Genomic DNA, 22860 nt, shown 5'->3' on the forward strand with positions numbered 1-22860 from the left:
CCTTTTGGCAAATCGGTCGGTCACAGGGTGGCGAGCAGCCCGCCGTCCACCGGGATGACCTGCCCGTTGATGAAGCCGCTGGCCGGCCCGGCCAGGAAGACCGCCACCCCGGCGATGTCCTCCGGCGTCCCCCAGCGGCGGGCCGGCACGTCGCTCTCGATGTAGCGCTGGAACGCCTCGTTCTCCTGCATCGCCGTGGTGAAGCCGGTGGCGACGAAGCCGGGGGCGATGGCGTTGCAGGCGATGCCCTGCGGCCCGTATTCGACCGCCAGCGCCCGCGTCATGGCGGCGAGCCCGCCCTTGGCGGTGGCGTAGGCGCTGATGGTGCCGCGCGACCCGAAGGCCGAGACCGACGACATCAGCACGATGCGCCCGCTGCGCCGCTCCACCATCGACGGCAGCACCGCCTGGCAGAGGTTGAAGGCGCCGTCGACGTGGGTCCGCCACAGCGAGGCCCATTCCTCCGGCCGGTAATCCAGGAACGGCTTGCGGTTCTGGTTGCCGGCGTTGCTGAACAGGCTGTCGATTCGGCCCCAGCGGTCGAGGATGGCGGCGACGCCGGCCCGCACGGCTTGCGTGTCGGTGACGCTGAAGGGCACGGCCATCGCCTCCAGCCCCTCGTCGCGCAGGGTGGCGGCGGCCTGTTCGGCGCGGTCGGCGTCGAGGTCGTTTATGGCGACGCGGGCGCCGGCCTCGGCGGCGGCACGGGCGGCGGCGAAGCCGATGCCGCCGGCCCCGCCGGTCACGAGGAAGACGGAGCCGCCGAGCCCGAAGCGGCGTTCCAGAAAGGCCTGAGCGGACATGCGCCGGCTCCTGTCGGTGGGGGATGGGGAGGGGATCAGAGCTTCTGGAGCTTGCAGGCGCCCGTCGGGGCCGGGGTCGCCTGCTCGGCCGGGAAGGACATCGTCACCACCGGGCGCAGCTTGCCGTCCGCCTCGGCGACGTGGCCGAAGTAGTTGGGCAGGATCAGCTGGTTGTCCTCCGGCCGGAAGGCGAGCTTGCCGAGGATGGTCTCGAAGCTGCCGCCGCTCATCGCGCGGGCGATGTCGATCGGCTTGACGCTCTTGGCCTTCTCGACCGCCTGGAAGATCACCTGCATGCCGAGGTAGGTCTCGCCCTCGAAGTTCGACGGCTGGTCGCCGTTGTAGTGCTTGGCCCAGGCGGCGGCGAAGCTCTTGTTCTCCGGCGTGTCGAGGGTCGAGCTGTAGTTGATGATGCCGTGGATGCCCTTGGCGGTCTCGCCCATCGCCTGCACCGTGTTGTCGGTGACGAAGCTGACCCCGGCGGTGAAGACGTTGGCGAGCAGGCCGAACTGGTGCGCCTGGGTGGCGAAGCTGACGGCGTCGCGCCCGGCCAGCGCCACCCACAGCCCCTCGGCGCCCGACGCCTTGATCTGCTGGATGTAGGCGGCGTAGTCGGTGGCGCCGAGCGGCGGGTAGAGTTCGGCGACGACCGTCTTGCCGTGCGCGGTGGCGGCCTCCTTGAAGCCGGCGCCCGAGCCGCGGCCCCAGGCGCCGTCCATGCCGATGATCGCCCATTTCTGTTCCTTGCGCCCGGCCAGCCAGGGCTTGACCACCGCCGCGTCCTGCGCGTCCTGGTGGTTGACGCGGAAGGCGCGGCGGACGCAGGAATCACCGGTGATCTTGTCGCTCTTGGTGACGGTGGCGACGTAGAGCGCGTCCCAGCGGTCGAGCATCGGCGCGATGGCCAGCGCCTCGCCCGACGCGATGACGCCGGTCAGCACCTTGTAGCCCTCCAGCGCCAGCCGCTCGGACTGCTTGCGGGCGAGGTCGGGCTTGGCCTCGGTGTCGAGGATCTTGGCCTCGACCTTGTGGCCGGCGACGCCGCCCTTGGCGTTGGCCTCGGCGATGGCGAACTCGATGGCGCGCTTGGCCTGGTTGCCGAGGTCGGCGTAGGTGCCGGACATGGCGGTCGGCACGCCGATCTTCAGCACCTCCTGTGCCTGGGCGAGAGCGGGAAGGGTGAAGGAGAGGGCCAGCGCGCTGGCGGCGCCGAGGGCGCGGAGCTTGAGGCTGTTCGTCCTGGTCATCGTTTCCTCCATGGTTTTGTTCGTTGATGCCCCGTCTCTCCCGCGTTCTTCCCCCTCTCCCCCCCGGGGAGAGGGGGAAGAACGCGGGAGAGACGGGGAAGGAGAGCTACACCGCGATGTGCTTCTTCAGGCTTTCCTTGGTCAGGCCGCTCATGGCGCCCTGTTCCGCCACCTCGCCCTTGGACAGCACGTAGTAGCGTTCGGCCACCCGGCGGACGAGGCTGTAGTTCTGCTCGATGATCAGCAGGCTGGTGCCGCCGGCCGCGACGTGGCGCAGGTTTTCGGCGAGTTCATCCACGATCACCGGGGCCAGCCCCTCGCTCGGCTCGTCGAGCACCAGCAGGTGCGGGTTGGCCATCAGGGCGCGGCCGATCGCCAGCATCTGCTGCTGCCCGCCCGACAGCGCGGTGCCCGGCGTGTCGGCCCGCTCCTCCAGGATCGGGAACATCGCGAAGACCTTCTCGATGGTCCAGGCGCCCTTGCGGCGGACGGCGGCGCCGAGGATCAGGTTCTCGCGCACCGTCAGGTTGGGGATGATGCAGCGCCCCTGCGGCACCACCGAGATGCCGGCGCGCGCCGCGGTGAAGTGGCGGATGTCGCCGACCGCCTTGCCGGCCAAGCGGATCTCCCCCTGCATGCGCCGGGCGATGCCGAGGAAGGCGTTGACGATGGTCGTCTTGCCGACGCCGTTGCGGCCCAGCACGGCGACCCGTTCCCCCGCCTCGACCCGGACGTCGAGGTTGTGCAGGATGCGGGCGCCGCCATAGCCGGCGACGACGTCGCGGAAGGCCAGAAGTTCGCTCATGCCGCGCTCCCGAGATAGGCGGTGACGACCTCGGGCGAGCGCCGGATCTCGTCCGGCGTGCCCTCGGCCAGGACGCGGCCCAGTTGCAGGACGGTGATGCGGTCGCAGATGGAGAAGACGACCTCCATGTCGTGCTCGACCAGCAGCACCGTGACCTTCCAGCGCTGCGCCAGATCGCGCAGCAAAGTGGCGAGCCCCAGCGATTCCCGCATCGACAGACCCGCCGCCGGCTCGTCGAGCAGCAGCACGCGCGGCCGCCCGATCAGCGCCAGCGCCAGATCGAGCCGCCGCTGCTCGCCATAGGCGATGTCGCGCGCCCGCGCCTGGCCGAGGCTGCCGAGGCCCAGCTCGTCCATCACCTCCTCGACGTTCGGCTTCTCGGCCTTGCGGGCGGCGATGTCGAGCTGCTCGCGCACCGACAGCTCGGGGAAGATGTTGGTCTTCTGGAAGGAGCGGGCCATGCCCTGGCGGCGGCGCTCCTGCGCGCCGAGCGCGCCGATGTCGCGGCCGTCCATCCTGACCTGCCCCGACCAGACGGCGGCGCGGCCCGACAGCACGTCGATCAGCGTCGATTTGCCGGCCCCGTTCGGGCCGATCAGGCCGCGGATCTCGCCGTGCGGCACCGCGATGTCGACCTTGTTCACCGCGAAGAAGCCGCCATAGGGCCGGGTCAGCGCGGTCCCCTCGATGGCGTAGGCGCCGTTCATGCTCCACCTCCCGCCTTGCGCAGGCGTCCGAAGAGTTCGGCCAGCGTGCCGGCGATGCCGGCCGGCATCAGCACCGTCACCACGATCACGGTGACGCCGATCATCGCCGGCCAATGCTCGGTCAGGTTCCCGGCCAGATCCTTGAGGAAGAAGAAGATCACCGCCCCCAGCGCCGGCCCCCACAGCAGCCGCGAGCCGCCGATGACCGCCATGATCAGCGCCGAGCCGGACAGGCTCCAATGCAGCACCTCGGGCGAGACGAAGCCGTTGTAGAGCGCGAAGAGAAGCCCGGCGAGCGCCGCCACGAAGGCCGAGATGGCGTAGGTCGCGGCGCGCGGCAGCACGGTCTTGTAGCCGATGAAGCGGGCGCGCTCCTCGTTCTCGCGGATCGCCTCGGTCAGCCGGCCGAAGGGGCTGCGCACGGTGACGTAGAGGCCGAAGATCACCAGCGCCAGCAGGCTCCAGCACAGGACGAACATCGTCTCCGGCTGCTGCACGACCGAGATCGGCAGGCCGAACAGGCTGTCGGGCAGCGGGATGGCGAAGCCGTCGTCGCCGTTGGTCAGCCCCTGCGCCTTCATCGAGAATTCGTGGAAGGCCTGCCCGACCGCCAGCGTCAGCATCGAGAAGGCGACGCCCGGAACCCGCACGATGACCAGCCCGAGCAGGAAGGCCATCAGCGTCGGCACGCCGAGCGCCAGCAGCAGCGCCAGTTCCGCCGGCACCACCTCGTGGCGCAGCAGCAGCCCCAGGCAATAGGCCGACACCCCGTACCAGGCGGCGTGGCCGAAGCTGACGACGCCGTTCTGCCGCATCAGGAAGCCGACGCCGACCGCCAGCATCCCGCCGATCACCGCCTGCGTCAGCAGCGTCAGCACCAGCACCGAGGCGACCACGCCCGGCAAACCGAAGCCGGCGGCCAAGGCCACGGCGAGCAGGAGCCAGGACAGGTGCGACAGCCGTGGCGCCGCGACGCGGGTGGGGGCGAGGTTCATGGTCGCGCGGCTCATACGTGGCTCCCTGCGAAACCGGTCGGCCGCCACACCAGGACCGCGACCATCAGGAGGAAGGGGATCATCGTCGCCGCCCAGGGGACGTAGATGATGCCGAGATTGTGGATCTGGCCGATGGCGAGCGCCGCGATCAGCGCGCCGGAGAAGCTGCCGAGGCCGCCGACCACGACGACGATGAAGGATTCGATCAGGATCGACCCGCCCATCGACGGCGACAGCGCCAGCAGCGGGGCGGCGATGGTGCCCGACAGGCCGGCCAGCGCGGTGCCGACGGCGACGACCAGCGCGCTGACCCGGTCGGTGTTGACGCCCTGCACCGCCGTCGTCACCGGATCGACGCTGGAGGCGCGGACGAACAGCCCGACCCGGCTGAAGCGCAGCCACAGCGCCAGCCCGATGCCGACCGCCGCCGCGACCGCGATCACCAGCAGCCGGTAGGCCGGGAAGGGCTCGCCCAGGATGTCGACGCTGCCCGACAGCATCTCCGGCAGCGGCAGGGAACGGGTCTCCTTGCCCCAGACGGTGTGGGCGAGATCCTCCAGGATCAGCAGCAGCCCGAAGGTGACCAGCACGGTGGTGATCGGATCCTGGCGGCGCAGCGGCCGGAACACCGTCACGTCGAGCAGGGCGCCGGCCACCGCCAGCACCACGGCCGCCCCGACCAGCCCGGCCCAGAATCCGGCGACGGTGGCGATGCTGAAGCCGACATAGGCGCCGATCATGAACAGGCTGCCATGGGCGAAGTTGACCACCCGCCGCAGCCCGAAGATCAGCACCAGCCCGACCGACACGATGAAGAGCAGGCCCCCGTAGACGAGGCCGTTGAGAATCTGGATCAGCAATGCGTTCGCCATCTTGGGGGATCCCTTCGATGCCGGTCAGCGCAGGTACGCGCCGCCGTTGATGTCGAGCACCACCCCGCTGAGGAAGGAGGCGGCGGGCGAACAGAGGAAGGCGATCGGCCAGGCGATCTCGTCCGGCGAGGCGACGCGCGGCACCAGCTGCGCCGCCACCGCCGGGGCCGGCTGGCCGGCGATCATCGCCGTCGCCGTGGCGCTGGGGGCGACCGCGTTGACGCCGACGTCGGGCGCGGCGCGGCGCGCCAGCCAGCGGGTGAAGGCGTGGACGCCGCCCTTGGAGACGACGTAATGCGCGCCCGTCGTCGACATGGTGCCGCCGGTCCAGCCGGCGACCGAGCCGACCAGCACGATCCGCGCGCCGCCGCGCGTCCGCATGCCCGGCAGGAAGGCGCGGGCGAACTGCATCGGCGCCAGCAGGTTGACGTGGATGATCTCGTGGAAGGAATCCTCCCACTCCAGCGAATCCCAATCGTCGAAGGCGATGGCCCCGGCGTTCAGCACCAGCCCGTCGACGCCGCCGACCGTTTCGGCCAGCGCGTCGATGGCGGCGCGGTCGCGGACGTCGCAGGCGTGGGCGGCGGCCTTGGCGCCGCCGGCCGTCAGCTCCTCGGCCAGGGCGGAGCAGTCGCGGATGTCGGTCAGCACCAGTTCGGCGCCCAGCCGGGCGCAGGCCCGTGCCGTGGCCGAACCGATGCCGCCGGCAGCACCAGTGATAAGGACGCGCTTGCCGGTCAAATCGAATGGAGTGGTCATGTCCCTCCCTCTCTCCGTTTTTTGGCGGGATCCGGACGCGGGACGGGTGCGGACCACCGGCGTCCGGCCGTGCCGGCGCGCTCGGGGAAACGGCCCCGTTCTTCCTTTTCGTCCGTCCGCTTGTCTCTGTTGCGCCGTTCCCGGCCGCCTTTCGGCCGCCGTGCCTTGTCGGCTTGTTTTGTAAGTACGCTGTCAAAAAGCTATCTGTCAGTATGTGTACTGTCAATCAGCTTTTTCGAAGATCGGCAACGCGAATTGTCAATGCGGCGGATCGACCCTGCGGCGTTTAGGATCGACGCATCCCCAACACGACAGGAGATCCCCCATGCAGCGCGCGTTCAGCCGGGAGGCCGCGTCGGTCGGCGTCGTCGGGGCCGGCACCATCGGGGCGAGCTGGGCCGCGCTGTTCCTCGCCACCGGCCGGCGGGTGACGGTGGTCGATCCCGACCCGCAGGCGATGGCGCGCCTGCGCCTCTCCATCGAGGCGGTGGCCGGCGATCTGGCGGCGCTCGGCGCCGGCGACCCGCGCGACCATTGGGACGGGCTGACCGCCGCCGGCGGCGACTGGGGCGCGTTGGCCGGCGTCGATCTGGTGCAGGAGAACGGGCCGGAATCGCTGGCCGCCAAGCGCGGAATCTACGCGTCGATCGAGGCGGTGGTGGGGCCGGAGACCCTGATCGCCTCCAGCACGTCGGGCCTGATGCCGAGCGACCTCCAGGAGGGGGCACGCCATCCGGAGCGCATCCTGATCGGCCACCCCTTCAACCCGCCGCACCTGCTGCCGCTGGTCGAGATCGTGCCGGGACGGTTGACCGCGCCCGACGCGGTGGCGGCGGCCGAGGCCGTCTACCGCGCGGTCGGCAAGGTGCCGGTGGTGCTGCGCCGCGAGATCGCCGGCCATCTGGCGACGCGGCTGGTGGCGGCGCTGTGGCGCGAGGCGGTCTATCTGGTGGAGCAGGGGGTGTGCGACCTCGACGACATCGACCGCGCCATCGCCGCCGGGCCGGGGCCGCGCTGGGCGGTGCTGGGGCAGGGGCTGTCCTACCATCTCGGCGGCGGCGCGGGCGGGCTGGGACGCTTTCTCGACGTGTTCGACGCGCCGATCCGCTCCTGGTGGGACGATCTCGGCACCCCGGTCTTCGACGAGGCCAGCAAGCGCAGGCTGGTCGCCGGGGCCGAGGCGCTGGAGGAGTCGGTCGGCGGGCGCGAGGCGCTGCTGCGCATGCGCAACGAGGCCCTGCTGGCGGTGCTGCGCGCGCCGGGGCCGTTGGCGCCGGGTCCGCTCGCGCCGGGGCGGGGCGGGGAGGGCGGGGCCGGCTGAGAGTGTGCGTCAGGTTTCGCCGTTCTCCTCCGCCTGCGGCAGATCCTCGGCGATGGCGAGCAGCGCGCTGGGCTTGCGGATCGTCACCTGGAGACGGCCGCTCTCGATGATGCCCTGGCCCTCCCAGCCGCTCAGGATGCGGCTGACCGTGTGCAGCGTGGTGCCGGTCATCTCGGCGACATCCTGGCGCGACAGCGGGAAGGCGATCTCCACCCCGCCCTCGATCCGCCGTCCGGCCTGCCGGACGAGGCGCAGCAGCGCGTGGGCGATGCGGCGCTCGACGCGCTCGGTCGACACCTCGCGCAGCCGGTTCTGGATCTCCTGCAACCGCCCGCCGACGATGCCCAGCGCGTTCAGCCCGATCCGGGGATGGCGCAGCATCAGGGCGGTCATCGCCGGGGCCGGCCACAGGAGGGCCACGCAGTCGGCCATCGCCACCGCGTCGCCGGGATAACCGCCGCCGGTGAACATGGGAACCGTCCCGAACATCTCGCCGGGGCCGATGAAGCGGACGACGATCTGCTGCCCGTCGGGGCCGGTCTGGACGATCTTGATCCGCCCGTCGATCAGCGCGTGGCAGGCGTCGGCCGGGTCGCCCTGGGCGAAGACGCGGGATCCACGCGCCACGCGCCGGCTCTGCGCGCCCGCCGCCACGTCGGCGAGCGCCGGCTCGTCCAGCCCGGCGAACAGCCGCAGGCCGCGCAGGGCGGCGGGATCGAGCGCGTGTGTCATCGGACCGGCGTCCCCCGTGGGCGTCCCGCCATCCTGTCGGCCCGCCGCCCGCCGCGCAACCGCCAAGCGCCGGACCGTCGCGGAGTTTGCGCGGCGACAACGTTCGCCGCCCTGCGGACCGCTATGGATCGCGGGTTCAACGCCCCCTCCATCGCATGGGACCCCGGACCATCATGCACAGCACCCTCCCGTCCTCCGTTGCCATGTCCACCGTCGACGCGTCTTCCGTCGCCGACGAGCCGGTCGTCGACGTTCAGTCCATCCCGCCCTACGAGCGCCACCCGCTGATCTTCCAGCGCGTGCAGGCGCTGGCCCCCGGCGCCGGCTTCTCCCTGGTGAACGACCACGACCCGCGCCCGCTGCACCGCCAGCTCGAGACGCTGTTCGGCGAGGCCATCGCCTGGGAGTATCTGGAGCGCGGTCCGGCGGTGTGGCGCGTCCGCATCAGCCGTCCCTTGCAGCCCGTGCCGCCCGCCGCCTTCCGTCTGCGCATCGCCCAGGACGGCGGGGTGACGCTCGCCGCTGCGGACGCGCAGATCGGGCCGGCGGCCGGCGGGGCGCTGGTGTGCGACGTGACCGACTGTCCGCCGGCGATGTCGCCGGAGACGGTGATCGACCTGATGCGGGGCGTCGTGCCGCCGGCCGGCCAATGGCGCATTCCCTTCGAGCGGCTGGTCGCCCGCCGCAACGGCTCCTGCTGCGGCGGCATGTGCGGCGGCTGAGCGTGCGGCGGACCATCGCCGTGGTCGTGATGGCGCCTTGATAGCCGCCCTTCGACGGGCGCCGCTTGACGACCGTCAAGGCCACGCTCGCGCCGGGCCGCTCAAGTTGCCGCCAACAGGGAGGGCGAACGTCCTCCCCACGCGGCAGCGGGAGGAACGGCGCATGAATGATCCCACCTTCACGACGGATGGCCGGTCAATGGACGGCCAAGTGGCGGAGGACCGCCTCCGCCGGATCGAGGCGGGAATGACCCGGCTGGGGTTGGGCCTCGCCCACCGGCTGGGAGGGAACCGGCTGGGCCGGGAGGCCGAGGGCGTCCTGTTCGACCGGCTGATGCGGAGCCTCGCGGAGCGCCACCCGCGCGCCTTCGCGGCGCTGGCCGAGCTGCCGGAGGCGCGGCTGCTGATCGACCCGCAGGACGCGCCCGCCGCGCTGATGCTGCGGGTCGGGCCGAGCCTGTCGCTCCGCCTCTGCGAACGGAACGAACCGGCCGAGGCGGCGGTGCGCAGCCCCTGCGCCCGGCTGCTCGACCTGTTCGAGGGACGGATCGACGGCGACGCGCTGTTCTTCCGCCGCGAGCTGGTCATCGAGGGCGACACCGCCCTGATCCTGGCCCTGCGCAACACGCTGGACGGCGAGGAGATCGACCTGTTCGCCGCCGCCGCCGGCATGGCGGGGCCGCTGGGCCGCGCGTTGCCACCGGCGCGCCGGGCGGCCGGACGGCTGCTCGGCCTGATGGACGGCGTGCATCGTGCCCTGCCGGAACCGCTGGAGCGCGGGCTGGCCGCGCTGGAACGGCGGCTCTCCGGCCGGCTCTCCGGCCGGCTCGGGGGGGCGTGAGGCCATGGACAGCTTCGAACTGATCTGCCCGGCCGGCAACCCGGCCGCGCTGCGGGCCGCCGTGGATTCTGGGGCCGACGCCGTCTATCTCGGCTTCCGCGACGCGACCAACGCGCGGAACTTCCCCGGACTGAACTTTTCGCGCGACGACCTCGCCGCCGGGCTGGCCTACGCCCACGCGCGCAAGGTCGAGGTCTATGTCGCCATCAACACCTACCCGCAGGCCGGCAACCCCGAGCCCTGGCGGCGCGCCGTCGACGACGCGGCGCGGCTGGGGGCCGACGCGGTCATCCTCGCCGACCTCGGGCTGCTCGACCACGCGGCGCGGCATCATCCGGAGTTGCGGCTGCATCTGTCGGTGCAGGCGTCGGCGGCCAACGCCGAGGCGATCCGGCTCTACCGCGACGCCTTCGGCGTCCGCCGCGTCGTGCTGCCGCGCGTGCTGACCGTGCCGGAGATCGCCCGGCTGAACGCCGAGACCGACGTCGAGACCGAGGTCTTCGTCTTCGGCGGGCTCTGTCCGATGGCGGAGGGGCGCTGCTCGCTGTCCTCCTACGCGACCGGGCTGTCGCCCAACAAGCAGGGCGTCTGCTCGCCGGCCAGCCATGTCCGTTACGAGCCGCGCGACGGCGCGCTGGCCTCGCGGCTCGGCGACTTCACCATCAACCTCTTCGCGGAGGGCGAGCCGGCCGGCTACCCGACCCTGTGCAAGGGCCGCTTCGTCGCCGGCGGCGGCGCCGGCTACCTGTTCGAGGAACCGACCAGCCTCAACGCGATGGAACTGCTGCCGGATCTGAAGAAGGCCGGGGTGCGCGCCCTGAAGATCGAGGGCCGGCAGCGCAGCAAGGCCTACATCGCCGCCGTCGTCGGCGCCTACCGCGCGGCGCTCGACGCCTTCGCGGCCGGCCGGCCGGTGCCGAGGCCGGACCTCGACGCGATGGTCGAGGGCGGCGCCCAGACCACCGGCGCCTACACGCGCGCGTGGCGCTGAGAGAGGATCCGCATCATGACGTCTCCCGCCGCTTCCCCCCACCTGACCCTGGGCCCGGTGCTGTTCAACTGGCCGGCCGAGCGCTGGCGCGACTTCTACGCCCGCATCGCCGACGAGGCGGCGGTCGACACCGTCATCCTCGGCGAGATCGTCTGCTTCAAGCGGGCGCCTTTCATCGCCGACGCGCTGGAGGAGTCCGTCGCCCGGCTGCTGGCCGCCGGCAAGGAGGTCTGGCTCGCCAGCCCGATCCTGGTCGGCGGCGACCGCGAGCGCGCGGCGATGCGCGACCTCGTGGCCGACGCGCCGCTGACGGTCGAGGCCAACGACATGGGGGCGCTGGCTCTGCTCGACGGCCGGCGCCACGCGGTCGGCCCCTTCATCAACCTCTACAACGAGGCGACCTTGGCGTGGCTGGCCGGGCGGGGCGCGGTGTCGGTGTCGCTGCCGGCCGAACTGCCGGCGGCCTCGGTGGCGGCGCTGGCCGGGGCCGGGCGGGAGCTGGGGGTCGAGGTCGAGGTGCAGGTGTTCGGCCGCGCCCCGCTCGCCATCTCGGCCCGCTGCTACCACGCGCGGGCGCACGGGCTGCACAAGGACGGCTGCCAGTTCGTCTGCGGCAACGATTCGAACGGGCTGGCCGTCGAGACGCTGGACGGTCAGTCCTTCCTGACCGTCAACGGCACGCAGACGCTCTCGCACGGCTATCTGTGCCTGACGGCGGAGCTGGAGCGGCTGGCGGCGATGGGCGTCGGCCGCTTCCGGCTGTCGCCGCACGACACCGACATGGTGCGGGTGATCGACGCGTTCCGCGGCGTCCTCGACGGGCAGCGCGACGGCGCCGACGCGGCGGCGGAGATCCGCGCGCTGGTCGACGCCCCGGTGGCGAACGGCTTCTTCCACGACACGGTCGGCGCGTCCTATGTCACGGGGGCGGCGGTTTGACCGGTCCGTCCCCCCTCAGCCGCCGGGACGGAAGGCGCGGCAGACCGCCGGGTCGGTTTCGATCCGGCCGGCGCCGATCAGGTCCAGGCAATAGGGGATGGCGGGGAACACCGCCATCAGGCAGTCGTGGATCGCCGAGGGCTTGCCCGGCAGGTTGACGATCAGGCTGGAGCCGCGGATCCCCGCCGTCTGGCGCGACAGGATGGCGGTCGGCACCACCTCCAGGCTGACCTTGCGCATCAGCTCGCCGAAGCCCGGCATCATCTTTTCGCAGACCTGCTCGGTCGCCTCCGGCGTGACGTCGCGCGGGGCCGGGCCGGTGCCGCCGGTGGTGACGACCAGAGCGCAGCCGGCGACGTCGCACAGCTCCGTCAGGGTGGCGGCGATGCCGTCGCGGTCGTCGGGAATGACGCGCGCCTCGGCGACCCAGGGGGAGGCGATGATGCGCGTCAGCTCGTCGCGGATGGCGGGGCCGCCCTTGTCCTCGTAGACGCCCCGGCTGGCGCGGTCGGAGACGGTGACGATTCCGATCCGCACGGGGCCGGTCGGGGTGATGCTCATGCTGCGTTGTCCTTCAGGAGGAATGATGGGGAGACGCCAGCCGCGCGAGGTGGCGGATGCTGGTCTCCTGGAGCGTGAGGGCGCGGCCGAGCACCGCCTCGTCGGTCGCCGTCGCGGCGACGTCGGCGAAGCTTTCGGCCAGCCGCTCGGTGATGGCGATGGCGGCGGACCAGGGGTCGGCCGTTGCGCCGGTGTTGGTATCGGTGTCGGTGTCGGTTGGAGGGTGGGCGGCCGGTCCGTCGCCGGCCACCGCCGCCTCCTCGCGCGCGATCTCCGCCAGAAGCGCCGCGCCGGCCGCGTCCCCGTCGGTGGCGAGCCGCTCCGACAGGGCGGCGTGCACGGCGGCGGCGGCGCCCAGCAGGGAGTGGGCGAGCCGGTCCAGCGCGGCCGGGCTGTCGGCCCGGGCGGGCTTCGCGGCGGCGCCATTCTGGCGGTGGAAGGCTTTGCGCCGCTCGCGCCGCAGCAGGGCGGCGTGGCCCAGCTCCTCGCGCGCCAGCGATTCGGCGTGGCGGCGCACGGCGTCGTCGCCGGTCCCCGCCGCGATGTGGCTGTAGAAGGCGAAGGCGCGCTGTTCGTTCACCACCGCCAGCGACAGCGCCTGGTAGGGCGTCAGCCGGGTGCGATCGACCAGATCGTCCCAGGAGGCGGCGATGTCCGGCGGCAGCAGCCACAGGAAGGAGCCGCCGTCGGGCGCCGCGCGGCCGAGATCCGACGCCCAGCGGCCGATGGCGGTGGTGTGCACCTCCTCCTCGGCCATCAGGCTGCGGAAGGTGGCGGCGGTGTCGGCCTCCCCCCGCTGCTCCATCAGGACGGCGAGCTGCCCGTAGCGGAGCACCGCCTCGGCTTCCAGCGCCATGGCGATGCCCAGCAGAACGTCGAGGTCGTCGATCCTGGCGGGCGGTTCCTGGTGCAGCAGCGGCATCGGCGCAACCTCCTTCCTCGGGGATTTTCTCTGCAAGATTGCATAAAATGATAAAGGTTTAAACTTTTGAGCGACTTGACCGCGGTCAAGGATGGTCCGGTTCAACGGGTCCCTAGTGTGAATGCCTCGCGCCTCCGACGCGGACGGCCACATCGGAAACGACGCTGAACGGCGCTTCTCATGCTGACGGGTTCGACCACAAGTTTCTGGGCCAAGAGTTTCCGGGCCAAATCTCTCCGGGCCAAATCTCTCAGGGCCGGGGGTTTCTGGAGCCGGCTGCGCGCCGGCTGCCTCGCGGGCCTTCTGCTGTGCGGCGGGACCGGCGGGGCGCTGGCGGCGGAGCCACGCGGCGGCGCCGTCGTCGAGCGCTTCATCGGCATGGTGCAGCCGGGCGACCTCGTGCCCGGCGCCGACCGCTTCGGGCCGGCGGCGGCGAACGCGCCGATCCTGCCGGTCTACAAGGGCTCGGCGCTGGTCGGCCATGCCTATCTGACCTCCGACTTCGTGAACACCACCGGCTATTCCGGCCGGCCGATCCATGTGCTGGTGGGCCTGAGCCCCGACGGTGTCGTGACCGGCGCCAGGATGGTCGACCATCACGAGCCGATCGTGCTGGTCGGCATCCCGATCGCCCGCATCACCAGCTTCATCGATGGCTATGTCGGGCGCAACGTGCTGGAGCTGGCGCGGCAAAACGTCTCAAGCCCGCCGGTGGACATCGTGTCGGGCGCCACCGTGACGGTGATGGTGATCGGCGATTCGATCATCCGCTCCGGCAAGAAGGTGATGCAGGCGCTCGGCAAGGGCGGCGCCGAGGCGGCCACCCCGGCGGTGGTCCGCGGCATCGACCCGTCGAGGACCGGCACCGAGGATTGGGCGACGCTGGTCGGCGACGGCTCGGTCCGCCGCCTGACCCTGACGGTCGGCGAGGTCAACGCCGCCTTCGAGCGCACTGGCAAGCCCGAGGCCATCGCCCGCCCCGAGCCGGGCGCCGCCGACGAGACCTTCATCGACCTCTACGCCGGCCTCGCCACCATCCCCGTGATCGGCCGTTCGCTGCTCGGCGACGCGGAGTACGAGGCGATGCTCCAGCGGCTGAAGCCGGGGCAGCACGCCATCGTCGTCGCCGGCCAGGGCCGTTATTCCTTCAAGGGGTCGGGCTATGTGCGCGGCGGCATCTTCGACCGCTTCGAGCTGATCCAGCACGAGGGCGCCGTCCGCTTCCGCGACAAGACGCACAAGCGGCTGGGCGGCGTCGCGGCGGCGGGAGCCCCCGATTTCCCGGAAGCCGGCCTGTTCATCCTGCCGGAAGGCACCGAGTTCAACCCGGCCGACCCGTGGCGCCTGCAACTGCTGGTGCAGCGGGCGACGGCGGCGCTCGACAAGGCGTTCGTCACCTTCGACCTCGGCTACCAGCCGCCGGACAAGTACCTGAAGAGCGAGCCGGTCGCGGCCCCCGCCGTTGCCGCCGCTCCCGCCGCGCCCGCGTCCTCCGTCGCCGCAGCCGATCCGGTCGAACCGGAGGCGGCGGAGCCGGCCGAGGTGCCGCTGTGGCAGCGCATCTGGGAGAACCGGCTGGTCGACATCGCCATCACCAGCGTCGCCATCCTGCTGCTGACCGGCATCTTCTTCTTCCAGGACCAGATCGTGAAGCGGCCGGCGCTGTACGAGCGGCTGCGGCTGGGCTTCCTGGTCTTCACGCTGGTCTGGCTCGGCTGGATCGCCCACGCCCAGCTGTCGGTCGTCAACGTCCTGACCTTCGCCAACGCGCTGCGCACCGACTTCCGCTGGGATTATTTCCTGATGGACCCGCTGGTGTTCATCCTCTGGTGCTCGGTGGCGGCATCGCTGCTGTTCTGGGGGCGCGGCGCCTTCTGCGGCTGGCTCTGCCCGTTCGGCGCGCTCCAGGAGCTGGCGAGCAAGGCGGCGAAGAAAGTCGGCATCCGCCAGATCGCGGTGCCCTTCGGGCTGCACCAGCGGCTGTGGCCGATCAAGTACATCGTCTTCCTGGCGCTGTTCGGCCTGTCCTTCTATTCGCTGGCCACGGCCGAGCGGATGGCCGAGGTCGAGCCGTTCAAGACCGCCATCATCCTGCATTTCATCCGCGACTGGTGGTTCGTGCTGTTCGCCGTGGCGCTGCTCGCCGCCGGGCTGTTCGTCGAGCGCTTCTTCTGCCGCTACCTCTGCCCGCTGGGCGCGGCTCTGGCGATCCCCGGCCGGATGCGGATGTTCGACTGGCTGAAGCGCTACAGCGAATGCGGCAGCCCGTGCCGGCGCTGCGCCAACGAATGCCCGGTGCAGGCGATCCACCCCGACGGATCGATCAACCCCAACGAATGCATCCAGTGCCTCCACTGCCAGGTGCTCTACCACCACGACCGCAAATGCCCGGTGGTGATCCAGAAGCGCCTGAAGCGGGAGCGCCGCGAGGCGAGCGCCACGGCCGAGGCCGCGCCGCGCGCGCCGGTGCTGACCAGCGACCCCGCGACCGGGCGGCTTACCGCCCGGCCCTGAAGAAACGGACCAACCAACACCCGGCCTCCCGGCCGGGAAAGCCCCCGCGACGGGGCCAAGAACGGAGAAGGACATGACGGACGAGAAGGCCAAACCGGTGTTGGGCGCCGTGAACCGGCGCGATCTGCTGGGCGGCACCGCGAAGGTCGCGGCGCTGGCCGGGCTGGCGGGCGCCGCCGGTGGTGCCGCGATCGGCGGCGGTTCGCTGATGGGCGCCGCCCCGGCCCAGGCGGCGACCGCCGCCCCCGGCAAGCAGGTCTACGAGGTGAAGCCGGGCGATCTCGACGAGTATTACGTGTTCCACTCCGGCGGCCATTCCGGCGAGGTCCGCATCATGGGCGCGCCGTCGATGCGCGAGCTGATGCGCATCCCGGTGTTCAACCGCTGCTCGGCCACCGGCTGGGGCCTGACCAACGAGAGCCGCAAGATCCTGCTGGCCCACCAGACTCCCGAGACGAAGAAGTTCCTGGAGACGCGCGGCGGCGAGTATTTCAACGGCGACCTGCACCACCCGCACATGTCCTTCACCGACGGGACCTACGACGGGCGCTACATCTTCGCCAACGACAAGGCGAACTCGCGGGTCGTGCGCATCCGCTGCGACATCATGAAGGCCGACACGATCATCGAGATCCCGAACGCCTCGGGCATCCACGGCCTGCGCCTCCAGAAGTACCCGCGCACCGGCTACGTCTTCTGCAACGGCGAGCAGCGGGTGCCGACGCCCAACGACGGCAAGATCCTCGACGAACCCAAGAGCTACCGCTCGCACTTCACGGCCATCGACGGCGACGCGATGAAGGTGGCGTGGCAGGTGCGGGTGGACGGCAACCTCGACAACACCGACGCCGACTACCAGGGCAAATACGTCTTCTCGACCTGCTACAACTCGGAGGAGGGCGTCACCACCGCCGAGATGACCGGCAACGAGCAGGATTGGCTGGTCGTCTTCAACATCAAGCGCATCGAGGAGGCGGTGAAGGCCGGCAAGGTCGAGATGCACAACGGCGTCCCCGTGGTGGACGGCCGTCACGGCACCCCCTACACCCGCTACATCCCGATCCCCAACAGCCCGCACGGCGTCAACACCGCGCCCGACGGCATCCACGTCACCATCAACGGCAAGCTGTCGCCGACCGTCTCGGTCATGGACGTGCGCAAGCTCGACGATCTGTTCGACGACAAGATCAAGCCGCGCGACGTCATCGTCGCCGAGCCGCAGGTCGGCCTGGGTCCGCTCCACACCGCCTATGACGGGCGCGGCAACGCCTACACCACCCTGTTCCTCGACAGCCAGGTGGTGAAGTGGAACATCGACAAGGCGGTCCGCGCCTTCAAGGGCGAGAAGGTCGATCCCATCATCCAGAAGCTCGACGTCCACTACCAGCCGGGCCACCTGCACAGCTCCATGGGGCAGACCAAGGAGGCCGACGGCAAGTGGCTGATCGTGCTGAACAAGTTCTCCAAGGACCGCTTCCTCAACGTCGGCCCGCTGAAGCCGGAGAACGACCAGCTCATCGACATCTCGGGCGACGAGATGAAGCTGGTGCATGACGGCCCCACCTTCGCCGAGCCGCACGACACGCTGATCGTCCACCGCTCCAAAGTGAACCCGAAGAGCGTCTACACCCGCGACGACCCGATGTGGGAGGACGCCCGCCAGCAGGCGAAGAAGGACGGGGTCGATCTCGACAACGACGCCAAGGTGATCCGCGACGGCAACAAGGTCCGCGTCTACATGTGGAGCCGGGCGCCCGCCTTCGGCCTGGAGGAATTCAAGGTCCGCCAAGGCGACGAGGTGACGGTCTTCATCTCCAACATGGACGATGTGGACGACCTGACGCACGGCTTCACCATGACCAACCATGGTGTGTGCATGGAGATCGGGCCGCAGCAGACCGCGTCGGTGACCTTCACGGCCGACCGTCCCGGCGTGCACTGGTACTATTGCCAGTGGTTCTGCCACGCCCTGCACATGGAGATGGGTGGCCGCATGCTCGTCGAGCCGCGCAGCACCTGATGTGAACCCTCCCTCTCCCGCCCCGGGAGAGGGAAGGGTGAGGGGCTGTCGGGCGTGGAACGAAATCCATGTCCCGCTCGCCCCTCACCCGGCCCTGCGGGCCACCCTCTCCCGGGGCGGGAGAGGGGGACAGCCGACGATAGGTCACGCCATGCTTCTCCGTCTCACCCTGCCGATCGCCGCCACCGCTGCCGTTGCCGCGCTCTGCGGCCCGGCCCTGGCCGCGACCGTCGCGGTGCCGCCGGGCGGGCTGGAGGCGGCGCTCGCCGCCGCGCAACCCGGCGACACGCTGCGGCTGGCGCCCGGCGTCCATCCCGGCCCGGTGACGGTCTCCACCAGCGTGACGCTGGAGGGCGAGCCGGGCGCGGTGATCGACGGCGGCGGGCGGGGCAGCGTGCTGACCGTGCTCGCCCCCGACGTCGCCGTGCGCGGCGTCGAGGTCCGCAACTCCGGCCTCAGCCTGTTCGAGCAGAACGCCGGCATCTTCCTCGGCAAGGCGGCCAAGCGGGCGGTGGTCGAGGACAACCGGCTGCGCGACAACCTGATCGGGATCTATGTCTGGGGCGCCGACGAGAGCCTCGTCCGCCGCAACGACGTCGCCGGCCGCACCGACCTGCGCGTGTCGGAGCGCGGCAACGGCATCCAGATCTGGAACGCGCCGGGCGCGAAGGTCCTCGACAACAGCGTGCGGGACGGGCGCGACGGCATCTTCACCACCACCTCGCGCCGGAACGTCTTCGCCGGGAACCGTTTCGAGCGGGTCCGCTTCGCCGTCCACTACATGTACACGGATGATTCCGAGGTGTCGGGCAACGTCTCGCTCGGCAACAACATCGGCTACGCGATCATGTACTCGAACAGGCTGACGATCCGGAACAACCGCTCGGTCGCCGACCGCGAGCATGGAATGCTGCTGAACGCCGCCAACGGCTCGGTGATCGAGGGCAACAGCGTGCAGGGCCGCTTCGCCGGCGCCACCTCCGACAGCGGCGAGGCGCTGCCCGACAGCGACATCCCGCGCGACAGCGAGGCGATGAGCGACCGGCTGCGCAGCGGCACCTGGAAATGCGTCTTCATCTACAACGCCAACAAGAACCGCTTCGTCGGCAACCGTTTCGACGGCTGCGAGATCGGCGTCCACTTCACCGCCGGGTCGGAGCGCAACGCGATGACCGGCAACGCCTTCGTCGGCAACCGCACCCAGGTCAAGTATGTCGGCACCCGCTCGCTCGACTGGTCGGAGAAGGGGCGCGGCAACTATTGGAGCGACAACGCCGCCTTCGACCTGAACGGCGACGGCATCGCCGACGAGGCCTACCGGCCGAACGACGTGGTGGACCGCGTCATGTGGGCCTACCCGGCGGCCAAGCTGCTGATGAACAGCCCCGGCATGCAGGTGATCCGCTGGGCGCAGAAGCAGTTCCCCGCCCTGCACCCCGGCGGCGTGATCGATTCGGCGCCCCTGATGGCGCCCCCCGCCGGGCCGCAACTGGCCGAAAGGACCGCACCATGAGCAAGGAACCCACCATCAGGGTGGAGGGCGTCTCCAAGCGCTACGGCGAGCAATACGCGGTGCGCGGCGTCGATCTGGCGCTGATGCCCGGCGAATGCGTGGCGATGGTCGGCCACAACGGCGCCGGCAAGAGCTCGCTGATCAAGCTGATGCTCGGGCTGACCACGCCGACCGAGGGGCGCCTGACCGTGCTCGGCGGCGACCCGGCGAGCGCCGCCGCCTCCGCCATCCGCCGCCAGGTCGGCTTCCTGCCGGAGAACGTCGCCTTCCACCCCAGCATAACCGGGCGCGAGACGCTGGACTTCTACGCCCGGCTGAAGGGTGTCGCGACCGCCGGCAACCCGGCTTTGTTCGAGCGCGTCGGGTTGGAGCCCGCCGCCGTGGCGCGCCGCGTCGGCACCTATTCCAAGGGGATGCGGCAACGGCTTGCGCTGGCGCAGGCGCTGCTCGGCGGGCCGAGGGTGCTGTTCCTCGACGAGCCGACGACCGGCCTCGACCCGGCGCTGCGCCAGAGCTTCTACGAGATCGTTGCCGACCTGCGCGACGCCGGCACCACCGTGCTGCTGTGCAGCCACGCCCTGACCGAACTGGAGGGGCAGGCCGACCGCGTCGTGGTGATGAGCCGGGGCCGCAAGGTCGCCGACGGCTCGCTCGCCACGCTGCGCGGGCTGGCGCGGCTGCCGGTGCGCATCCGCCTGACCCTGGCCGACGGCGATGTCGACGGCCTCGCCCGCCGGATCGGCGAGGGGGCGGCGCTGACCCGTCTGGCCGGCGGCGTGGTCGAGCTGGCCTGCGCCAACGACGACAAGGTCGGGCTGGTCCGCCGCATCGCCTGCGACGGGCCGGCGGTGCGCGACATCGAGATCGTGCAGCCGAGCCTGGACGAGATGTACGCCCATTTCCTGCGCCGGCCCGATGCGCTGGGGCCGGACAGCCTGGCGGAGGCCGCCGAATGACCACGCTCCTCATCATCGCCGCCAAGGAAATCCGCGAGGCCTTTCGCAACCGCTGGGTCGTCGCCACCACGCTGCTGATGGCGGCGCTCGCCCTGACGCTGAGCTTCCTCGGCGCCGCGCCCACCGGCACGGTCGGCGTCGGCCGGATCGAGGTCACCATCGTCAGCCTGTCGAGCCTGACCATCTTCCTGCTGCCGCTGATCGCGCTGCTGCTGTCCTTCGACGCGGTGGTCGGCGAGATCGACCGGGGCACCATGACGCTGCTGCTCTCCTACCCGGTGGCGCGCTGGCAGGTGCTGCTCGGCAAGTTCCTCGGCCACGCGGCGATCATCGCCTTCGCCACGGTGCTCGGCTACGGCTCCGCCGGGGCGGCGCTGGCCTGGAGCGGGGCGGCGGTCGGGCCGGAGAGCTGGCAGGCCTACGGCGCCATGATCGGATCGAGCGTGCTGCTGGGGGCGGCCTTCACCGCGCTCGGCTACCTCGCCTCGACGCTGGTGCGCGACCGTGGGACGGCGGCCGGCATCGCGGTGGCGCTCTGGCTCGGCTTCGTCCTGCTCTACGACATGGGGCTGCTCGGGCTGCTGGTCGCCGACGGCGGCAAGACGGTGAACGCCGAGCTGCTGAACGCGCTGCTGCTCGCCAACCCGGCCGACGCCTACCGGCTGTTCAACCTGACCGGCTTCAAGAACGTCAGCCTGCTGGCGGGAACCGCCGGGCTGGCCTCGCAGGTGCAGGTCTCGGGCGGGGTGCTGCTCGGCGTGCTGGCCGCCTGGGTGGCGGCGCCGCTGGGGCTGGCGGTCCTGCTCTTTTCAAGAAAGCAAATCTGATGCGGACCATCCTCAAGACCACGCTGCTGGCGGCGGCGCTGCTGATGCCGCTGTCCGCCTGCAAACAGGAGAAGGCGGAGGCCCCGCCGCCGCCCCACGCCATCGCCGCCGATGCGGTGGGGCGCTATTGCGGCATGAACCTCGCCGACCATGCCGGGCCGAAGGGGCAGGTGATCCTCAAGGGCAGCGACAAGCCGGTCTGGCTGTCGTCGGTGCGCGACACGCTGGCCTTCACCGCCCTGCCGGAGGAGCCGAAGGACTACCGCGCCGTCTACGTCACCGACCTCGCCCGCGCCGCCGACCCGGACAGGCCCGACCTGTCGGCCTGGGTCGAGGCGCGGCAGGCCTGGTACGTGCTGAACAGCGGCCGCACCGGCGGCATGGGAGAGGCCGAGACCCTGCCCTTCGGCGAGGAGGCCGCCGCCCGCCGCTTCGCCGCCGCCAACGGCGGCACGGTGAAGCGTTTCGCCGAGCTGACCGAGGAGGAGATCCTCATGCCCGGCCAGCCGCCGGAGCCGGGGGCCGTTCCGCCGCCCGAGCACGGGGCGCATGACGGGGTGCACGGCGGGGCGCACGGCGGGCACGGCGCGAAGGGGGCGATGTGATGACGGGTACCGTCCTGGCGGCACCGGCGACCCGCCGCCGTTTCCTGACCATCGGCGCGGCGCTGGCCGGCACCGCCCTGCTGCCGGGGCGGCTGCGCGCGGCCGAGCCTGTGATGCGGAGCTGGACCGGCGTGGCGCTGGGGGCGGACGCCTGCATCCAGCTCGCCCATCCCGACCCGGCCGAGGCCGACCGGCTGATCGGCCTGTGCCTGGAGGAGGTCGCGCGGCTGGAGCGGCTGTTCAGCCTCTACCGGCCGGATTCGGCGCTGCGCCGGCTGAACCGCGACGGTTCGCTGGCCGAGCCGCCGGGCGACCTGCTGCGGCTGCTGTCCGAGGCGGTCGCCTTCGGGCGGCGGACGGACGGTGCCTTCGACGTGACGGTGCAGCCGCTCTGGCAGCTCCACGCCGCGCATTTCGGACGGCCCGGCGCCGATCCGGCCGGTCCGCCGGAAGCGGCGGTGGCGGCGGCGCGCGGGCTGGTGGATTGGCGCGGCCTGCGCGTGTCGCCGGAGCGCGTCGCCTTCGCCCGTGGCGGCATGGCGGCGACGCTGAACGGCATCGCCCAGGGCTACGTCACCGACCGGGTGGGCGAGCTGCTGCGCCGGCAGGGGATGGACCGGGTGATGGTCGATCTCGGCGAGATCCGCGCGCTCGGATCCCGTCCGGACGGACGGCCCTGGCGCGTCGGCCTGAAGGATCCGGCCGACGAGTCCCGCCTGTCTGAGACGCTGGAGATCGCCGACCGGGCGGTCGCCACCTCCGGCGGCTACGGCACGCGCTTCGACGCCGCCGGGCGCTTCTCCCACCTGTTCGACCCGGCCACCGGCCGCAGCGCCGCGCATTGGTCGGCGGTCACGGTGGTCGCCGCCGACGCCACCACGGCGGACGCGCTGTCGACCGCGCTGTCGATCCTCCCCGCCGGCAAGGCCGAGACCCTGCTGGCCGGCTTTCCCGGCGTGACCGCCCGCCTGACCCGTCCCGACGGCGGCGTGCTGCGGCTGGCGGCCTGACCTCCTTCGAACCACTGGAGACGATGATGGGAAGTTTCAGCCTGATGCACTGGATGGTCGTGCTGGTGCTGGTCCTGCTGCTGTTCGGCGCCGGCAAGCTGCCGAGCGTGATGGGCGACCTCGCCAAGGGCGTGAAGTCCTTCAAGAGCGGCCTGAAGGATGAGGACGAGCCGCCGGGCAAGGCGCTGTCCTGAAGCG

The 22860-nt window shown here is 71.4% G+C and carries 23 protein-coding genes; 13 read left to right on the forward strand and 10 right to left on the reverse strand.

Annotated elements, in window-relative coordinates:
* Positions 1 to 20 precede the first annotated feature (20 nt).
* From J2847_RS13785 to J2847_RS13815, 7 genes are all read right to left on the reverse strand, one after another.
* Positions 21 to 803, reverse strand: a complete 783-nt coding sequence (locus J2847_RS13785) for an SDR family NAD(P)-dependent oxidoreductase (RefSeq protein WP_209779515.1) — start codon at positions 801 to 803, stop codon at positions 21 to 23.
* Between the two features lie 35 nt (positions 804 to 838).
* The gene (locus tag J2847_RS13790; protein WP_209779516.1) at positions 839 to 2050 is read right to left on the reverse strand and encodes an ABC transporter substrate-binding protein; all 1212 of its coding nucleotides are present in this window, start codon (positions 2048 to 2050) and stop codon (positions 839 to 841) included.
* A gap of 106 nt (positions 2051 to 2156) precedes the next feature.
* Positions 2157 to 2855 (reverse strand): ABC transporter ATP-binding protein, encoded by a 699-nt coding sequence (locus J2847_RS13795; protein WP_209779517.1) that lies wholly within the window; start codon positions 2853 to 2855, stop codon positions 2157 to 2159.
* Positions 2852 to 3562 carry an ABC transporter ATP-binding protein gene (locus J2847_RS13800; RefSeq protein WP_209779518.1) on the reverse strand — a complete coding sequence of 237 codons (711 nt, stop codon included), beginning with the start codon at positions 3560 to 3562 and terminating at the stop codon, positions 2852 to 2854. Before J2847_RS13800 ends, J2847_RS13795 begins: the two co-directional genes overlap by 4 nt.
* On the reverse strand, positions 3559 to 4572 hold the full coding sequence (locus J2847_RS13805) for a branched-chain amino acid ABC transporter permease (RefSeq protein ID WP_209779519.1): 1014 nt from the start codon (positions 4570 to 4572) through the stop codon (positions 3559 to 3561). Before J2847_RS13805 ends, J2847_RS13800 begins: the two co-directional genes overlap by 4 nt.
* Positions 4569 to 5429 carry a branched-chain amino acid ABC transporter permease gene (locus tag J2847_RS13810; RefSeq protein WP_209779520.1) on the reverse strand — a complete coding sequence of 287 codons (861 nt, stop codon included), beginning with the start codon at positions 5427 to 5429 and terminating at the stop codon, positions 4569 to 4571. Before J2847_RS13810 ends, J2847_RS13805 begins: the two co-directional genes overlap by 4 nt.
* A gap of 24 nt (positions 5430 to 5453) precedes the next feature.
* Entirely contained in the window at positions 5454 to 6188 is a 735-nt protein-coding gene (locus tag J2847_RS13815) for an SDR family NAD(P)-dependent oxidoreductase (protein ID WP_209779521.1), read from the reverse strand.
* A gap of 325 nt (positions 6189 to 6513) precedes the next feature.
* Between J2847_RS13815 and J2847_RS13820 the strand changes: the two genes are divergently transcribed.
* Positions 6514 to 7509, forward strand: a complete 996-nt coding sequence (locus tag J2847_RS13820; RefSeq protein ID WP_209779522.1) for a 3-hydroxyacyl-CoA dehydrogenase family protein — start codon at positions 6514 to 6516, stop codon at positions 7507 to 7509.
* A gap of 9 nt (positions 7510 to 7518) precedes the next feature.
* Here J2847_RS13820 and J2847_RS13825 read toward each other — a convergent pair whose 3' ends face one another.
* The gene (locus J2847_RS13825) at positions 7519 to 8241 is read right to left on the reverse strand and encodes a Crp/Fnr family transcriptional regulator (RefSeq protein WP_209779523.1); all 723 of its coding nucleotides are present in this window, start codon (positions 8239 to 8241) and stop codon (positions 7519 to 7521) included.
* Positions 8242 to 8414: 173 nt separating this feature from the next.
* On the opposite strand from J2847_RS13825, the gene J2847_RS13830 reads away from it, so the two are divergent.
* From J2847_RS13830 to ubiV, 4 genes are all read left to right on the forward strand, one after another.
* The gene (locus J2847_RS13830; RefSeq protein ID WP_233474508.1) at positions 8415 to 8963 is read left to right on the forward strand and encodes a DUF2249 domain-containing protein; all 549 of its coding nucleotides are present in this window, start codon (positions 8415 to 8417) and stop codon (positions 8961 to 8963) included.
* Between the two features lie 163 nt (positions 8964 to 9126).
* Positions 9127 to 9804, forward strand: a complete 678-nt coding sequence (gene ubiT, locus J2847_RS13835) for a ubiquinone anaerobic biosynthesis accessory factor UbiT (RefSeq protein ID WP_233474509.1) — start codon at positions 9127 to 9129, stop codon at positions 9802 to 9804.
* 4 nt (positions 9805 to 9808) lie between these two features.
* A complete protein-coding gene (ubiU, locus tag J2847_RS13840) occupies positions 9809 to 10795 on the forward strand; it encodes a ubiquinone anaerobic biosynthesis protein UbiU (protein ID WP_209779524.1) in 987 nt (328 codons plus the stop codon).
* 15 nt (positions 10796 to 10810) lie between these two features.
* Complete coding sequence (ubiV, locus tag J2847_RS13845; RefSeq protein WP_209779525.1) at positions 10811 to 11734, forward strand: ubiquinone anaerobic biosynthesis protein UbiV; 924 nt, start codon at positions 10811 to 10813, stop codon at positions 11732 to 11734.
* A 15-nt stretch (positions 11735 to 11749) separates the two neighbouring features.
* On the opposite strand, the gene mog is transcribed toward ubiV, so the two are convergent.
* Both mog and J2847_RS13855 read right to left on the reverse strand, forming a co-directional pair.
* Positions 11750 to 12295 (reverse strand): molybdopterin adenylyltransferase, encoded by a 546-nt coding sequence (mog, locus tag J2847_RS13850; protein WP_209779526.1) that lies wholly within the window; start codon positions 12293 to 12295, stop codon positions 11750 to 11752.
* A gap of 13 nt (positions 12296 to 12308) precedes the next feature.
* Positions 12309 to 13217 (reverse strand): ferritin-like domain-containing protein, encoded by a 909-nt coding sequence (locus J2847_RS13855; protein ID WP_209779527.1) that lies wholly within the window; start codon positions 13215 to 13217, stop codon positions 12309 to 12311.
* Between the two features lie 180 nt (positions 13218 to 13397).
* Here J2847_RS13855 and J2847_RS13860 point away from each other — a divergent pair, with 180 nt between their 5' ends.
* The 8 genes from J2847_RS13860 (at position 13398) to J2847_RS13895 (ending at position 22856) form a co-directional block, all read left to right on the forward strand.
* Positions 13398 to 15731, forward strand: coding sequence for a NosR/NirI family protein (locus J2847_RS13860; RefSeq protein ID WP_209779528.1), 2334 nt, complete (start codon positions 13398 to 13400; stop codon positions 15729 to 15731).
* Positions 15732 to 15804: 73 nt separating this feature from the next.
* Positions 15805 to 17751, forward strand: a complete 1947-nt coding sequence (nosZ, locus tag J2847_RS13865; RefSeq protein WP_209779529.1) for a TAT-dependent nitrous-oxide reductase — start codon at positions 15805 to 15807, stop codon at positions 17749 to 17751.
* A gap of 151 nt (positions 17752 to 17902) precedes the next feature.
* Positions 17903 to 19264 carry a nitrous oxide reductase family maturation protein NosD gene (locus tag J2847_RS13870; RefSeq protein WP_209779530.1) on the forward strand — a complete coding sequence of 454 codons (1362 nt, stop codon included), beginning with the start codon at positions 17903 to 17905 and terminating at the stop codon, positions 19262 to 19264.
* On the forward strand, positions 19261 to 20220 hold the full coding sequence (locus tag J2847_RS13875) for an ABC transporter ATP-binding protein (protein WP_209779531.1): 960 nt from the start codon (positions 19261 to 19263) through the stop codon (positions 20218 to 20220). Before J2847_RS13870 ends, J2847_RS13875 begins: the two co-directional genes overlap by 4 nt.
* Complete coding sequence (locus tag J2847_RS13880; protein WP_209779532.1) at positions 20217 to 21047, forward strand: ABC transporter permease; 831 nt, start codon at positions 20217 to 20219, stop codon at positions 21045 to 21047. The genes J2847_RS13875 and J2847_RS13880 overlap by 4 nt, the downstream gene beginning before the upstream one ends.
* Complete coding sequence (locus J2847_RS13885; RefSeq protein WP_209779533.1) at positions 21047 to 21652, forward strand: nitrous oxide reductase accessory protein NosL; 606 nt, start codon at positions 21047 to 21049, stop codon at positions 21650 to 21652. The genes J2847_RS13880 and J2847_RS13885 overlap by 1 nt, the downstream gene beginning before the upstream one ends.
* Positions 21652 to 22662: an FAD:protein FMN transferase gene (locus tag J2847_RS13890; RefSeq protein ID WP_233474510.1), complete on the forward strand. Its 1011-nt coding sequence runs from the start codon at positions 21652 to 21654 to the stop codon at positions 22660 to 22662. Before J2847_RS13885 ends, J2847_RS13890 begins: the two co-directional genes overlap by 1 nt.
* Positions 22663 to 22685: 23 nt before the next feature.
* Entirely contained in the window at positions 22686 to 22856 is a 171-nt protein-coding gene (locus J2847_RS13895; protein WP_411800578.1) for a twin-arginine translocase TatA/TatE family subunit, read from the forward strand.
* Positions 22857 to 22860: the final 4 nt, after the last annotated feature.

The organism is Azospirillum agricola (assembly GCF_017876095.1).
Taxonomy (GTDB): domain Bacteria; phylum Pseudomonadota; class Alphaproteobacteria; order Azospirillales; family Azospirillaceae; genus Azospirillum; species Azospirillum agricola.

Bases quoted from the DNA above. Each gene is read 5' to 3' on its own strand.
- J2847_RS13890 (WP_233474510.1), top strand. From the start codon at position 21,652: ATGACGGGTACCGTCCTGGCGGCACCGGCGACCCGCCGCCGTTTCCTG.
- J2847_RS13875 (WP_209779531.1), top strand. From the start codon at position 19,261: ATGAGCAAGGAACCCACCATCAGGGTGGAGGGCGTCTCCAAGCGCTAC.
- J2847_RS13880 (WP_209779532.1), top strand. From the start codon at position 20,217: ATGACCACGCTCCTCATCATCGCCGCCAAGGAAATCCGCGAGGCCTTT.
- J2847_RS13820 (WP_209779522.1), top strand. From the start codon at position 6,514: ATGCAGCGCGCGTTCAGCCGGGAGGCCGCGTCGGTCGGCGTCGTCGGG.
- J2847_RS13800 (WP_209779518.1), bottom strand. From the start codon at position 3,562: ATGAACGGCGCCTACGCCATCGAGGGGACCGCGCTGACCCGGCCCTAT.
- J2847_RS13885 (WP_209779533.1), top strand. From the start codon at position 21,047: ATGCGGACCATCCTCAAGACCACGCTGCTGGCGGCGGCGCTGCTGATG.
- ubiT (WP_233474509.1), top strand. From the start codon at position 9,127: ATGAATGATCCCACCTTCACGACGGATGGCCGGTCAATGGACGGCCAA.
- J2847_RS13795 (WP_209779517.1), bottom strand. From the start codon at position 2,855: ATGAGCGAACTTCTGGCCTTCCGCGACGTCGTCGCCGGCTATGGCGGC.
- J2847_RS13810 (WP_209779520.1), bottom strand. From the start codon at position 5,429: ATGGCGAACGCATTGCTGATCCAGATTCTCAACGGCCTCGTCTACGGG.
- J2847_RS13785 (WP_209779515.1), bottom strand. From the start codon at position 803: ATGTCCGCTCAGGCCTTTCTGGAACGCCGCTTCGGGCTCGGCGGCTCC.
- nosZ (WP_209779529.1), top strand. From the start codon at position 15,805: ATGACGGACGAGAAGGCCAAACCGGTGTTGGGCGCCGTGAACCGGCGC.
- J2847_RS13805 (WP_209779519.1), bottom strand. From the start codon at position 4,572: ATGAGCCGCGCGACCATGAACCTCGCCCCCACCCGCGTCGCGGCGCCA.
- J2847_RS13870 (WP_209779530.1), top strand. From the start codon at position 17,903: ATGCTTCTCCGTCTCACCCTGCCGATCGCCGCCACCGCTGCCGTTGCC.
- J2847_RS13815 (WP_209779521.1), bottom strand. From the start codon at position 6,188: ATGACCACTCCATTCGATTTGACCGGCAAGCGCGTCCTTATCACTGGT.
- J2847_RS13825 (WP_209779523.1), bottom strand. From the start codon at position 8,241: ATGACACACGCGCTCGATCCCGCCGCCCTGCGCGGCCTGCGGCTGTTC.
- J2847_RS13860 (WP_209779528.1), top strand. From the start codon at position 13,398: ATGCTGACGGGTTCGACCACAAGTTTCTGGGCCAAGAGTTTCCGGGCC.
- ubiU (WP_209779524.1), top strand. From the start codon at position 9,809: ATGGACAGCTTCGAACTGATCTGCCCGGCCGGCAACCCGGCCGCGCTG.
- J2847_RS13895 (WP_411800578.1), top strand. From the start codon at position 22,686: ATGATGGGAAGTTTCAGCCTGATGCACTGGATGGTCGTGCTGGTGCTG.
- ubiV (WP_209779525.1), top strand. From the start codon at position 10,811: ATGACGTCTCCCGCCGCTTCCCCCCACCTGACCCTGGGCCCGGTGCTG.
- J2847_RS13790 (WP_209779516.1), bottom strand. From the start codon at position 2,050: ATGACCAGGACGAACAGCCTCAAGCTCCGCGCCCTCGGCGCCGCCAGC.
- J2847_RS13855 (WP_209779527.1), bottom strand. From the start codon at position 13,217: ATGCCGCTGCTGCACCAGGAACCGCCCGCCAGGATCGACGACCTCGAC.
- mog (WP_209779526.1), bottom strand. From the start codon at position 12,295: ATGAGCATCACCCCGACCGGCCCCGTGCGGATCGGAATCGTCACCGTC.
- J2847_RS13830 (WP_233474508.1), top strand. From the start codon at position 8,415: ATGCACAGCACCCTCCCGTCCTCCGTTGCCATGTCCACCGTCGACGCG.